The organism is Sphingomonas hylomeconis (genome assembly GCF_025370105.1).
GTDB lineage: Bacteria > Pseudomonadota > Alphaproteobacteria > Sphingomonadales > Sphingomonadaceae > Sphingomonas > Sphingomonas hylomeconis.
The window spans coordinates 253,028-266,015 of the sequence record NZ_JANQBK010000005.1 but is presented as its reverse complement, the minus strand read 5'-3'; the positions used below and the strand labels follow the sequence as shown (position 1 = coordinate 266,015).

General features: G+C 66.3%; 11 protein-coding genes. 8 read left to right on the top strand and 3 right to left on the bottom strand.

The features are described 5' to 3' along the window. Positions 1–92: 92 nt before the first annotated feature. From NV401_RS10140 to NV401_RS10115, 6 genes are all read left to right on the top strand, one after another. A complete protein-coding gene (locus tag NV401_RS10140; RefSeq protein WP_261294296.1) occupies positions 93–2,183 on the top strand; it encodes a glycoside hydrolase family 36 protein in 2,091 nt (696 codons plus the stop codon). Further along, positions 2,180–3,100, top strand: a complete 921-nt coding sequence (locus tag NV401_RS10135; RefSeq protein WP_261294295.1) for a DMT family transporter — start codon at positions 2,180–2,182, stop codon at positions 3,098–3,100. Before NV401_RS10140 ends, NV401_RS10135 begins: the two co-directional genes overlap by 4 nt. A gap of 69 nt (positions 3,101–3,169) precedes the next feature. Next, positions 3,170–4,453 carry a D-tagatose-bisphosphate aldolase, class II, non-catalytic subunit gene (locus tag NV401_RS10130; protein WP_261294294.1) on the top strand — a complete coding sequence of 428 codons (1,284 nt, stop codon included), beginning with the start codon at positions 3,170–3,172 and terminating at the stop codon, positions 4,451–4,453. Then, entirely contained in the window at positions 4,446–5,576 is a 1,131-nt protein-coding gene (locus NV401_RS10125) for an SIS domain-containing protein (protein ID WP_261294293.1), read from the top strand. The genes NV401_RS10130 and NV401_RS10125 overlap by 8 nt, the downstream gene beginning before the upstream one ends. Beyond that, positions 5,573–6,529 carry an N-acetylglucosamine kinase gene (locus NV401_RS10120; protein WP_261294292.1) on the top strand — a complete coding sequence of 319 codons (957 nt, stop codon included), beginning with the start codon at positions 5,573–5,575 and terminating at the stop codon, positions 6,527–6,529. The genes NV401_RS10125 and NV401_RS10120 overlap by 4 nt, the downstream gene beginning before the upstream one ends. 270 nt (positions 6,530–6,799) lie before the next feature. Beyond that, the gene (locus NV401_RS10115; protein WP_261294334.1) at positions 6,800–7,573 is read left to right on the top strand and encodes a sulfite exporter TauE/SafE family protein; all 774 of its coding nucleotides are present in this window, start codon (positions 6,800–6,802) and stop codon (positions 7,571–7,573) included. 53 nt (positions 7,574–7,626) lie between these two features. Here the strand turns inward: NV401_RS10115 and NV401_RS10110 are convergent, their stop codons facing one another. Further along, positions 7,627–8,205, bottom strand: a complete 579-nt coding sequence (locus tag NV401_RS10110; RefSeq protein ID WP_261294291.1) for an Hsp20/alpha crystallin family protein — start codon at positions 8,203–8,205, stop codon at positions 7,627–7,629. Positions 8,206–8,313: 108 nt separating this feature from the next. Here NV401_RS10110 and NV401_RS10105 point away from each other — a divergent pair, with 108 nt between their 5' ends. Both NV401_RS10105 and NV401_RS10100 read left to right on the top strand, forming a co-directional pair. Further along, positions 8,314–9,561: a hypothetical protein gene (locus NV401_RS10105; RefSeq protein ID WP_261294290.1), complete on the top strand. Its 1,248-nt coding sequence runs from the start codon at positions 8,314–8,316 to the stop codon at positions 9,559–9,561. A gap of 205 nt (positions 9,562–9,766) precedes the next feature. Further along, entirely contained in the window at positions 9,767–10,738 is a 972-nt protein-coding gene (locus NV401_RS10100; protein ID WP_261294289.1) for an Acg family FMN-binding oxidoreductase, read from the top strand. Positions 10,739–10,745: 7 nt separating this feature from the next. Here NV401_RS10100 and NV401_RS10095 read toward each other — a convergent pair whose 3' ends face one another. Both NV401_RS10095 and NV401_RS10090 read right to left on the bottom strand, forming a co-directional pair. Continuing rightward, positions 10,746–11,369: a response regulator transcription factor gene (locus NV401_RS10095; protein WP_261294288.1), complete on the bottom strand. Its 624-nt coding sequence runs from the start codon at positions 11,367–11,369 to the stop codon at positions 10,746–10,748. Then, positions 11,362–12,924, bottom strand: a complete 1,563-nt coding sequence (locus NV401_RS10090; protein ID WP_261294287.1) for a PAS domain-containing sensor histidine kinase — start codon at positions 12,922–12,924, stop codon at positions 11,362–11,364. Before NV401_RS10090 ends, NV401_RS10095 begins: the two co-directional genes overlap by 8 nt. Positions 12,925–12,988: the final 64 nt, after the last annotated feature.

Here is a 12,988-nt window from a genome sequence, read left to right as displayed (position 1 = left end):
AATAGGGTTTGCGCCGCCCCCGGCGATCGTGCAACATCTTTCTCCACGGTCGCGCATACGCTCGAACGGCCGGTCCCAGGGGAGCCCATCCTATGCTGTCGAACCTCGTCGATCGTCGTGCCCTGATCGGCCGGATGATGGCCAGCGCCGCGCTGGTGTCCGGGCCCACGCTGACCGCCCGTGCTTGGGCTGCGGCGCCGGCCGGCGTGAAGGTCGGCGACGGCACGCTAACGATAGAATTCGACACCGCGATGCGATCGTGCCTGTCCTACGCCGGTAAGGCGATCACTCCACTGGCGTCCGGCGAGGCGCTGTTGCTTGCCGACAATCGTCCGCTCGATCGCTTCCTGTTGCTCGATCATGATGAGGCGAAGGTGTCCGGCCGACATGGCCCCGGGCGTCGCCACCGGCTGCGTGCCACCGCGGGCGGCGCCGTCGAGCAGCACCTCGATATCACCTTTCTGGATCGCTATCCCGGGCTGGCACTGTACGAGACGCGCTATCGCAACACCGGCACCGTGCCGCTGGCCATCGCCGGCTGGCGCGTTGCGACGCACGATCTGCACAGCGATGCTGCCGGCGCCTACAGCTTTGCCGGCGCTTCCTATCCCGATCGCCGCGACTGGATCCAGAAGGTCGCGCCCGGCTTCGAGCAGCGCAATTTCATGGGTATGAACGGCTCGGATTATGGCGGCGGCACACCGGTCGCGGTGGTGTGGCGCCGCGATGCCGGGCTGGCGGTCGGCCATGTCGAGACGGTGCCGCGGCTGGTGTCGCTGCCGGTGGCCGCGCAGCCGGGCGGGACACGGCTTGGCTTGTCCGGCGACGAGCCGACCCTGCTTGCGCCCGGCGCGACGCTGACCCTGCCGACAGCGTTCGTGATGGCGCATGACGGCGACCATTTCCGCCCGCTCGATGCCTATCGCCGGCTGATGGCGGAACGCGGCATTGCCGCCCCGGCAATCCCCGAATCGAGCTACGGCCCGATCTGGTGCGCCTGGGGCTATGAGCGCAATTTCACTCCCGAGCAGGTGTACGGAACCTTGCCCAAGGCCCGGGAACTCGGCTTCGAATGGGCAGTGATGGACGATGGCTGGCAGACGTCGGAAGGCGACTGGAAGCTCGACCGTAAGAAATTCCCGCGCGGCGATGCCGACATGAAGGCGTTCGTGAAGCGGATCAAAGCGGATGGCATGCGCCCGCGGTTGTGGCTCGCGCCGCTGGCGGTCGACCCCGGCACCGATATGCTGCGTGATCATCCCGAAATGCTGATCCTGGATCGCGACGGCGCGGCGCAGAATGTCAGCTGGTGGAATTCCTTCACGATGTGTCCGGCCTATCCACCGGTAGTCGATTTCTTCCGCGCGCAGGTGCGCCGGATCATCGGCGACTGGGGTTATGAAGGGCTGAAGCTCGACGGCCAGCATCTGAACGGTGTCGCGCCTTGCTACAATCCCGCGCACAACCATGCCCGGCCCGAGGAGTCGTTCGAGAAATTGCAGGATTTCTGGAAGGCACTCTACGACGAGGCGATGGCGATCAATCCGCAGGCAATCATGGAGATTTGTCCATGCGGCGACAGCTTCGCCTTCCATAACCTGCCGGCGACCAACAACACGCCCGCATCAGACCCCACGTCGTCATGGCAGGTGCGACTGAAAGGCAAGACGTTCAAGGCCCTGATGGGCCCTTCCGCGCCTTATTCCGGCGACCATGTCGAACTCAGCGACGGGCGCAACGATTTCGCTTCGACCTACGGCATCGGCGCCATCCCCTCGACCAAGTTCACCTGGCCGAAGGACGTGCCCAACCCGACCGATCCGTTACCGCCGGGTGGTTATGTGCTGACCCCGGAGAAGGAGGCGTTGTGGCGCAAGTGGATCGATCTGTACCGCGCCAACATGCTGTCCAGGGGCCGCTATCTCGGCGGGCTCTACGATATCGGCTTCGACAAGCCGGAGGCGCACGCGATCGAGCGCGACGGCGCGCTGCATTATGCCTTCTATGCCGACAAGTGGGACGGCGCCCTGACGCTGCGTGGGTTGGGAGCGGGGCGTTACACGCTGACCGACAGCTTTACCGGCAAGCCGCTCGGCACGGCCAGCGCGGCGCGCAATCGCATCCCGGCCAAGTTCGAGCATTTCCTGCTGGTCAGCGCCACGCCCGAAGGTAACAACGCATGACCGCTGCCGTCGCACCGTCGAGCCGCGCCTGGCTTATCAACGCGCTCGTCACGGTCGTGTTGTGGGGCGTTTGGGGCGCCTTTTCCGGTCTGTCGCCGCAGCACGGTTTTCCGGAGACGTTGGTCTATTGCGTCTGGGCGCTGACGATGATCCCGCCGGCGCTCGTCGTGCTGGCGCAGGCCGGCTGGCGGCTCGATACCTCGCCACGCGCGATCGGTTATGGCCTGGCGATCGGGCTGTTGGGCGCAGGCGGGCAGATGGTGCTGTTCTATGCGGTCGCGCGGGGCCCCGCCTATCTGATCTTTCCGATCATCTCGCTGTCGCCGATCATCACCATCGCCATGTCGTTCGTGCTGATGCGCGAACGCACCGGGCGCCTGGGTGCGCTGGGCATCCTGCTCGCGTTGCTGGCGCTGCCGACGTTCGATTTCGCGCCCGGCAGCGGGGGCGGGGCCTCGGCCACGTGGCTGATCCCGGCAATGGTCGTGATGGCGTGCTGGGGCGTGCAGGCCTATTTCATGAAGGCCGCCAACCATGTCATGCCGGGCGAAAGCATCTTCGTTTACATGATGCTCTCGGGGCTCGTGCTGATCCCGGTCGCCTGGGCGATGACCGACTTCGGTCGGCCGATCAACTGGGGCCTCGATGGCCCATGGCTTGCCGCGCTGATCCAGGTGCTCAACGCGATTGGCGCGCTAACGCTGGTCTTTGCGTTTCGCTACGGCAAGGCGATCATCGTCGCCCCGCTCGCCAATGCCGGAGCGCCGCTCGCCACCGCCTTACTGTCGCTCGTGATCCTCGGGGTGGTGCCGGGCCCGCTCAAGACGGTCGGCATCGTTCTCGCGTTGGTCGCCTCGTTGCTCCTGGCGATCGAGCCCGATGCCAAAGACCCAAATTCGGAAGGCGAAACAGCTTAGTTTCGTTATATTTCGATTTGTTGTTTTCGTACGGCTATTGAGATACAGGCGATTCCTGAAGGAGCCGGTGTGCAAGCAATTCTAGACATGGTGCTGCGGCACAAGGCGGGCGAGCGGGTCGGCGTGACCTCGGTATGCTCGGCCCACCCGCTGGTGATCGAAGCGACACTGCGCCACGCGCTTGTGACCGAGCAGCCGATCGTGCTGATCGAGGCGACCTCTAATCAGGTCAATCAGGATGGCGGTTATACCGGCATGGTACCGGCCGATTACCGCGACTTCGTGCAAGCAATCGCCCAGCGGGTTGGCTTTCCGCTAGACCGGCTGGTGCTCGGGGGCGATCATCTCGGGCCCAATGCCTGGACCGCTGCGCCGGCAGCGGAGGCGCTCGCCAAGGCTGAGGTGATGATCGCGGATTATGTCCGCGCGGGGTTCCGCAAAATCCATCTCGATTGCTCGATGAGTTGCGCCGACGATCCCGTGCCGCTGCCCGAACAGACGATCGCGGAGCGCGCGGCGCGCCTGTGCCGTGTGGCGGAGGATGCCTTCGCGGGCGAGCCGCTTGACGCGCCCGTCTATGTCATCGGCACCGAAGTGCCGGTGCCGGGCGGCGCTGCCGAGGATCTCGAGGAACTGGCGGTGACCACGCCCGAGGCGGCGATCGCGACGATCGACATGCACCGCGACCTGTTCCGCGCCGCCGGCCTCGACAGCGCGTGGGACCGGGTGATCGCCACCGTCGTACAGCCCGGGGTCGAGTTCGATCACGACAAGGTGGTCGACTACCGGCCGGATCGCGCGACCGCGCTGAGCCGTGCGATCGAGCCAGTCGAGCATCTCGTATTCGAGGCGCATTCGACCGATTATCAGACGCCGCAAGCGCTCGCCGCTTTGGTGCGCGATCATTATGCGATCCTGAAGGTCGGGCCTGGCGTTACCTTCGCGCTGCGCGAGGCCCTGTGGGCGCTGGATGCGATCGAGGCGGAAACCGTGCCCGTAGCGGATCGTGCCGACTTGCGTACGGTGACGCTCGCGCAAATGCACGCCGAGCCGGCGAATTGGCGCAAATATTACCATGCCACCGGCGCCGCGCTCGATTTCCAGCTGCAATACAGCCTGTCCGATCGCATCCGTTATTATTGGCCGGATGCCGCGATCGCTGCCGCACAGGAAAAGCTCTTCGCCAATTTGCGCCAGGTGCCGCCGCCGCTGGCGCTGGTCAGCCAATATCTGCCGCTCGGCTACGCCGCGCTGCGCGCCGGCCAAGCGACACGCGATCCTGCCGATCTCGTCATGGCGCATATCGCCGCCACGCTGGACGCCTATCATGGAGCCTGCTTCCCCGATGCCTGAGACCCTGTTCGCCGCCAACACGGACGACACGTCCTGGACCCGCCGCGAAATCGAGCAGCAGCCCGAAACGCTGCGTGCGACGCAAGCATTGCTACGTACGCATCAGACCGAGATCGAGGCGTTCGTCGCACCGTTGCTGGCCCGGCCCGAACTGCGCATCGTGCTGACCGGGGCTGGTACGTCGGCGTTCATCGGCGAATGCCTGGCGCCGTGGCTGTCCAAGATCCTGCACCGCCCGGTCGAGGCGATTGCCACTACCGACATCGTCAGCGCACCGTCGCTCTATCTCCGCGCCGACGCACCGACCTTGCTCGTCTCGTTCGGCCGATCGGGGAGCAGCCCGGAAAGCGTCGCTGCGGTCGATCTGCTCGATGCGCAGGTTACGGAGGCGCATCACCTGGTGATCACCTGCAATGCCGAGGGGGAGCTAGCCACCCGTCGCAGCGGCAATACGCATGTCGTCGTGCTGCCCGAGGCGACGCATGATCGCAGTTTCGCGATGACCTCGAGCTTCAGCGCGATGATGCTCGCGTGCCTGTCGATCCTTGGCGGCATCGATGCGCTGGACGCACGCGTGCCGGCGATCGCCGCTGGCGTGGAAGGCGTGCTGGCGCAGTGCGAACCGCTGGTCGCCGATCTTGCCACCCGAGGGCTGACCCGCGTCGTCTATCTTGGCAGCGGCATCTTCAAGGGGCTTGCGCGCGAGGCGGCGCTGAAGCTGATGGAGCTGAGCGACGGCGCAGTCGTCACGGCGTTCGATACCGCGATGGGCTTCCGCCACGGCCCCAAGACGATCATCAATGCGCAGACGTTGGCGGTGGTGTTCGTATCGAACGATCCGCTGACGCGCCGCTACGATCTCGATATCGTGGCCGAGCTGCGCAGTGACGGGCATTGCGGCGCGCTGGTGGTGATTTCCGCCCAGCGTGACGACGGCGCGGATATCACGATCCCCGGGATGGAAGGAGCGGCAGATGCCGACCTGCTGTTTCCGTTCATCGTGCCGGCGCAATTGTTCGGGCTGCACGTATCGCTCGCCTTGGGCCTCACCCCCGATCGCCCCAATGCCAGCGGCACCGTCAATCGCGTCGTGCAGGGCGTGCGCATCTACCCCGCGGCATGATCGTCCGTCCTTACTTCCTGGGTGTCGACGGCGGCGGCACCAAAACCGAGTTCGTCTGCATCGACGCCGTCGGCAGCGTCGTCGCACGGGCGGTGACGGGCACGACATATCATCTCGAAGTCGGGCTCGACGAGGCCGTGATCCGGCTCGAGCAGGGGATCGCCGCGATCTGCGCTGAGCTTGGCATCACGCCGGCTGGGTTCGGCTACGTCTTTTTTGGCTTGCCCGCTTATGGCGAGGACAGCGCGATCGACCCGCAGCTGAATGCGGCGTGCGGGCGGCTGCTCGGTCATGATCGCTATGTCTCGGGCAACGACATGGTGTGCGGTTGGGCCGGATCGCTCGGAGCCGAAGACGGGATCAACATCGTCGCCGGCACCGGCTCGATCGGCTATGGTGAATATCAGGGCCGCGGTGCACGGATTGGCGGCTGGGGCGAGATATTTGGCGACGAGGGGTCAGCCTATTGGATCGCGATCCAAGGCCTCGCCTTGTTTTCGCGGATGAGCGATGGCCGCGCGCCGAAAAGCCTGCTGCATGGCATCATCATCGATGCGCTCGCGTTGCGCGAGGATCTCGACCTGTGCCAGCGGATCATGGGGCCGACGGCAATGGGCAGGGGGCAGATTGCCGCGCTTGCCGGTCTGGTGTCGCGCGCGGCCGCCGAGGGCGATGACGCAGCGCATGACATTCTGAGGTCAGCGGCGCGCGAACTCGCCGCGCTGGCAATCGGGCTGCGTGCCGTCCTCCGGTTTCCTGATGGGGTGCGCGTGCCGCTGTCCTGGTCGGGTGGCGTGTTGTCGAAGGAACCGTTGGTGCGCGACGCCTTTGCCGCGCAGATCGAGGGTACCGGCATTTTCGAGCTGATCGAGCCGCGCCATGCGCCGGGCTATGGTGCGGCGCTCTATGCCCGCAAGCTGGCCTCCATCCGCAACAATACCGGCCGGTCGTAGCGCACGGGCGGCCGATAGGCGGTTTGCGAATTGTCCAGCCGCCCGATCAGACATTACCGATGACGTTCGCTTTACGCGCGAAAATCGCGGACTGGCGTGACGGCCGTTACGCCGCTGCTTATGGCTAGTGGACCTGGAAGCTGAGGTGCCCGCCGCGTCGATCCACCTTGGCACAGCAGCCCATGCCCCGCTGGACAGCGGCGCAGGATCGCTTACCCAGCGGAACACTGTCTCCTGCGCCGGCGCCGGGGCGATAAGGATCGTCTGTTGATTGACTTCAATCCGCTCTATTCGTCGGCAGGCCTCGGCGTGGGCCTTCTGGTCGGCCTGACCGGCGTCGGTGGCGGATCGCTGATGACGCCCTTGCTGGTGCTCGCATTCGGCTTCCACCCCGCGACGGCCGTCGGCACCGATCTCCTCTACGCCTCGATGACCAAGGCAGTGGGCACCGCGGTGCATGGGGCCGGCGGCACGGTCGACTGGCGTATCGTGCGACGCTTGGCCGCAGGCAGCGTTCCCGCGGCAGTGCTCACCTTGGCATGGCTGCGCTATCTGGGGTCGCAGGGAGGGACGACCGACTGGCTGACGCCCCTGTTGGGCGTGGCGCTGCTGGCCACCGCCGTCGCAATGGTGTTTCGCCACCGCATCGTCGGCCGCTATGCAGCGCAGTTCGCGGAGATCGCGCCGCAGCGGATCGGCTGGCTGACGACGGCGCTCGGCGTCATGCTCGGCATCATGGTGTCGCTGACCTCGGTCGGCGCGGGCGCGCTGGGCATGACCGCGCTGCTGCTGCTATATCCAACGCAGCCCGCCAGCAGGTTGGTCGGCTCCGACATCGCCCATGCCGTGCCGCTGACGCTGATCGCCGGCATCGGCCACTGGGCGCTCGGTTCGGTCGACGTCTCGCTGCTCCTGTCGCTATTGGCTGGCTCGATTCCCGGTATCGTCATCGGCAGCCTGGCCTCGCGGCGTCTGTCGGATCGAGCGCTGACGCCGCTCCTCGCCGTGACGCTGGCGCTGGTCGGAATCAAATTGGTCTTGTAATCGATCGCTGACCGCGCGCGCCGCCCGCGGGAGCGCCGCGGGCGGCGAGGGGCTCAGGCCTTTTCGACCGCGATCTTGCGGCTTTGCTTCACCGCGCCCTTGTCCTTGGCCAGTGTCACGGTCAGCACCCCGTCCTTGACCTTGGCGGTGATCGCGCCGGGGTCGACATCGGGCGGTAATTTCATTTGGCGTGCGAAAGCGCCGTAACGTCGTTCGCTCAACATGAATCCCCCGTCGCGGCGATCTGCCTCTTCCTTCTTCTCGCCCGACACAAACAGGATGCCATCCTCGACGGTGACCTCGACGTCCTGTTCGGAAAGGCCGGGCAGTTCGGCGGTGAGCCGATAGTCATGCTCGCCCTCGACCATGTCGAGCGCCGGCATCGGCAGCAACGAGCGCATCCCGAAATCGAACGCGCTGCGCGCCGGACGGCCGAAATCGTCAAACAGCCGGTCGATCTCCGTGCGCAACCAGCCGATCGGGGCGCCGAAGGGGCTCAGCGCATCGCGGGGGATGGGTTGGGGTTTTGCAGGCGTGTCCACTACGTCGTTCATCGTCTGGTCTCCAATCAGGCCCCGCGGGGCGGCGTCAAAGAGGCGATATCCGTATGGCGGCGGCGCCCGCGGCTCCATTCGTAGATTCACGGAGCGCTGCGCCGCGCCGGATTACGGGTAAACCACAATAGCGACACCGGCCCGCCAACCGGCAACATCGCGGCGGATCTTACGGGGAGACACGATATGCACGGCCGGTCCCGACAGGTGATGGTGCTGGGTGGCGTCAGCGCGGCCGCGGCGCTGGTGTTCGCCGCCAACGGGCAGCGCGCGGGCAGGACGCCGGCCGACTATTGGATGACCGCCGAAACGACATCGGGGATCGGTGGCATGATAAGCGGGCGATCGACGCGCGACATGATGTCGGCAATGCTTGGCCGGGGGGGCGGAGGCGCACGCTTCGCGCATACGCTGCGCCTGCAACTGGGATCGCAGCAGCGCCCATCGAGCGAGCCCGCTGCCGAACATCTGCCGCCCGGAGCGCTGGCGGTCGGGCCGAGCCTGCCGCTCGTCTCGCCCCGCCGCGACCAGGCATCCGAGCGGCCCGAACCGGGATCGCCCGGTCACTATGAACGACCGCGCGGACGCATCCTCATCTTTTGGGGATGCGGCGAGCATGCCCGCAGCGGCCAGCCGGCGATCATCGATTTCGCCACGCTGACTGCCGGCAAGGCGGCACCGCTGTTCCGCGGCGTATCGCTGCATCAGGCGACCGCGCCGTCGCCGGCGCGCTTTGCCTCATATGGTGAATGGCCCAACGCGCGGCTTGCTCGCGACGTGCCGCCGACCGGCTCGCTGGTCGGCGAACATGTCGTGCGCGGCAATTATTCACCGGAGCTCCGCTTCACGATCGGGCCGGCACAGGATTTCCTCGGCCCGGTCCGCTTGGGTGCCAGCGCGACGGCGGCATCGGGGGCGACATCGGGGGCGGCATCGGGGGCGTCGCCAATTACCTGGCAGCCGATCGGCACCGCACAGGGCTGGTTCGTCAGCACGATCGGCGGCTCCGCCAGCGGCGACATGGTGATGTGGAATTCCAGCGAGGTGCAGACCGCGGACCTGTCGGCCGATTTCATCGCCGGCGCCGATGCCGCACGGCTGGTGCAGCAACGCGTGTTGCTGCCGCGCAGCGCGGATCGCTGCACGGTGCCAGCCGAAGTGATCGCGGCGGCACCCCAGGCGATGCTCAGCATCACCGCTTATGGCAGCGAGGCCAATTGGAGCTATCCGCCGCGCCCGCCGCGCGCACCGGCCGGCTGGCAGCCGGACTGGACCGCCAAGCTGCGCACCAAATCGACCTATCGCGGCATGCTGGGGATGGCGATGCCGGAGATGGACGTGGAAGGCGCGGCAGCTGGCGACCGGGACCGGCCGGCGGCAAAGAAGCGCAAGCGGTCGATCTTCGACAAATTGGACAATCTGGTTCCGCGCTGACGGTGCGTCACATCCCACCGCCTGCTGCCGTGCGGCGGCACGCCCGATCCGGAAAGACCCTGCGATGCTGATCGATAGACGGCAGATCCTGATCGGCGGCGGCGCGGCGGTTGCGCTCGGCGCCGGCGGCACCGGGCTTGCGCTGAACGGCATGGGAGCGATGGCCGACTATGATGCCGCAGCGGCGGCGGCACGTGCGGCGCTGATGATCGATCCCTCGCTCCACGCGCTGGTCCGTTTCGCGACGCTGGCCGCCAACGGCCACAATAGCCAGCCGTGGCGGTTTCGCATCGGCACGGAACGTATCGACCTGCTGCCTGACTTCACGCGCCGCACGTCGGTGGTCGATCCGGACGACCATCATCTGTTCGTCAGCCTGGGCTGTGCGACAGAGAATTTGCGGCTCGCCGCCGCCGCCGCTGGCCGGCGTAGCGAGATTGCGCCGCGATCGGGCACCGAATACGCAATCGGCTTCAGCTTTCACCCCATGAGGCCGACGCAAGATGTGTTGTTTGCGGCGATCCCGCACCGTCAATCGACGCGCGGCGCGTTTGACGGCCAACCCTGCACGACTGCCGAACTACGGCTGCTGATGGCCGCGGCCGCCCTGCCGGGGGTCGAAATCACGCTGCTCACCGAACGCCGCGCGATCAACCGGGTGCGCGATCTGGTCATCGCGGGCAATACGGCGCAATTGAACGACCCCGCCTTCCGCGGCGAACTCAAGCGGTGGCTGCGGTACAATCCGCGGGAGGCGATCCGCCATGGCGACGGATTGTTCAGCGGGGCAAGCGGCAACCCGTCGCTGCCGTCCTGGGCCGGGCCGATCGCATTCGACCGGCTGATGACCGCACAAGATGAGAACAAGCGGCTCGACAACCAACTCGCAACCTCCGCTGGGCTGGCGATCTTTGCAGGGGCAGGCGCGGATCGCGATCACTGGATCGAGGTGGGGCGGGCGTGCCAGCGTTTTGCGCTGCAGGCGACCGCGCTGGGGCTGAAATGCGCGTTCGTGAACCAACCCGTCGAGGTCGTCCCATTGCGGCCCGCACTGGCATCGTTGCTGGGGATGGCCGGGCGGCGGCCCGATATCGTCATGCGGTTCGGCCGTGGTGCAGCGCGCCCGTTTTCGCTGCGACGACCGGTTTCGGCGGTGCTCGATCCGCAGATGGCCTGAGCCGTGCCTAGGCGTCTGCCTTGCCAAGCCCGGCGGCGAACGCGACGCGCAACGCATCGGACAGGCTGCGCGCCTGCAGCTTGGTCATGATATTGGCGCGGTGAACCTCGACGGTACGCGGTGAAATGCCGAAATCATAGGCGATCGTCTTGTTGGGCAACCCCTGCGCCAACCCATCGAGTACCTCGCGCTCGCGCAGCGTCAGCCCGGCAATGGCGATCGCGGCGCCGGCGGCACGCATCGCTTCGGACTCAGCGCGATCGAGCCGCTCGAACGCTGCCGCGATCGCGGTGAGCAACACCGCTTTCTCGAACGGTTTTTCGATGAAATCCACCGCGCCCGCCTTCATCGCGCGGACCGCGATCGAAATGTCGCCGTGCCCGGTCAGGATGATCACGGGCATCGCAATGCCACGCTCGTTCATCGTTTGCTGCACCTGCAACCCGTCCATCTCGGGCATGCGCACGTCGAGCAACACGCACCCGTGCTGCGCGTGCCGCGCCTCCCTGAGGAAGGCGACGCCCGACGGCCAGGTTTCGACCAGAAAGCCGGATGTCTTGAGCATGAAACTGGCCGACCGTCGGATCGCGTCTTCATCGTCGATGATATGGATCAACCGTTGTTCAGTCATGCGCCATCTCTGCTTCTGCCTGCAACAGGGTAAAATGAAATGCCGCGCCGCCCAACGAGCTCGGCTCGGTCCAGATATGCCCGCCATTGGCCTCGACGATCGTGCGGCAGATCGACAGGCCGAGCCCCATGCCGTCGCTTTTCGAACTGTTGAAGGCGCGGAACAGCGTGTCGGCAATAGCGGGCGTAATGCCGGGGCCGGAATCGCATACGCTGACACGGACCAAATCCGCTCCCTGTCGCTGGCTGGTGATCAACAGCCGGCGACATTCGGATGTCGCCATCGCCTCGATCGCGTTGCGCATCAGGTTGATCAGCACCTGCTGTATCTGGATCTTGTCGACATACACCGTGCGGGCCGCGGGATCGAGGTCGATTGCAACCTCGACGCCGCGTTCGCGCGCCCCGATCAGGCCGAGCTTGCCGGCCTGAGCGACCAGTTCGTGCAGATCGGTCACCGCGCGCTCCAGGTCGCCGCGGGCGACGAATTCGCGCAACCGGCGGACGATATTGCCGGCCCGGATCGCTTCCGTCGTCGCCTCGTCAAGCGCCTCGCGGATCGCGGGCAGATCGGCGGGCTGTGGATCGTCGAGCAGATCGCGCACCCCTTGGGTATAATTGGCGATCGCGGTGATCGGCTGGTTAAGCTCGTGCGCCAGCGTCGAGGCCATCGTGCCCATCGCACTGACGCGTGCGACGTGGATCAGATCGGAGCGCAGCGCCTCGATCCGCTCTTCGGCGGCCTGTTGCCCGGTGAGGTCGCGGATGAACCCCGTGAACACGCGTTGCCCGTCGGCATTCGCCTCGCCGACCGACAATTCCATCGGAAACGTCGTGCCATCCCGTTTGCGCCCGGTGACCGTACGCCCCTTGCCGATGACCTTGCGTTCGCCGGTGCGCAGATAATGGAGCAGATAGCGGTCATGCGCCTCGCGATCGGGCGATGGCATCAGGCAGGCGATGTTCTGCCCGAGCATTTCGTGTTCGGAAAAGCCGAACAGGGTTTCCGCGGCGCGGCTGAACGACAAGGTGCGGCCGCGCTCGTCGATGACGATCATCGCATCGGGCACGGTGGCGAGGATCGAGGCGAGATGCGCGGCATTGGCCTTCAGTGCATGTTCGGCGGCGCGCTGGCTGGTGATGTCGCGGATCACCTTGCCGAAGCCGCGCAACCGGCCGGCCTCGTCGCGCAGCGCCGTGATCGATACATGGGCGAGGAATTCCGAACCATCCTTGCGCTGCCGCCAAGCATCTTCCTCGAACCGGCCGACCCGCTCGGCGATCTCGAGATCGGCGGTCGGCTTGCCGGAGTGCAAATCGGCCGGCGGGTAGAAGAGGCTGGTATGCGCGCCGATCGCCTCGCTCTCGCCCCAGCCCTTGAGCCGCTCCGCGCCCTTGTTCCAGAACGTGACCCGCCCATCGGTATCGAGCATGTAGATGGCATAGCCGATCGCGCCGTCGATCAGCAGATTCAGTTCGTCGGTCGAGACAGGATCGGGCGCGCGACCAAGGGCGGGCGCAACGGTGCTGCGGCGCAGCCTGTTCAGCAACGTCATCCACCATGCAGGCCGAGCGCTTGGCTCCCCGGCAAAAGGCGTTCGCGAGGCCATCTTGCGCAAC

Bases quoted from the DNA above. Each gene is read 5' to 3' on its own strand.
- NV401_RS10140 (WP_261294296.1), top strand. From the start codon at position 93: ATGCTGTCGAACCTCGTCGATCGTCGTGCCCTGATCGGCCGGATGATG.
- NV401_RS10135 (WP_261294295.1), top strand. From the start codon at position 2,180: ATGACCGCTGCCGTCGCACCGTCGAGCCGCGCCTGGCTTATCAACGCG.
- NV401_RS10125 (WP_261294293.1), top strand. From the start codon at position 4,446: ATGCCTGAGACCCTGTTCGCCGCCAACACGGACGACACGTCCTGGACC.
- NV401_RS10120 (WP_261294292.1), top strand. From the start codon at position 5,573: ATGATCGTCCGTCCTTACTTCCTGGGTGTCGACGGCGGCGGCACCAAA.
- NV401_RS10110 (WP_261294291.1), bottom strand. From the start codon at position 8,205: ATGGAGCCGCGGGCGCCGCCGCCATACGGATATCGCCTCTTTGACGCC.
- NV401_RS10105 (WP_261294290.1), top strand. From the start codon at position 8,314: ATGCACGGCCGGTCCCGACAGGTGATGGTGCTGGGTGGCGTCAGCGCG.
- NV401_RS10100 (WP_261294289.1), top strand. From the start codon at position 9,767: ATGATCGATCCCTCGCTCCACGCGCTGGTCCGTTTCGCGACGCTGGCC.
- NV401_RS10095 (WP_261294288.1), bottom strand. From the start codon at position 11,369: ATGACTGAACAACGGTTGATCCATATCATCGACGATGAAGACGCGATC.
- NV401_RS10090 (WP_261294287.1), bottom strand. From the start codon at position 12,924: ATGACGTTGCTGAACAGGCTGCGCCGCAGCACCGTTGCGCCCGCCCTT.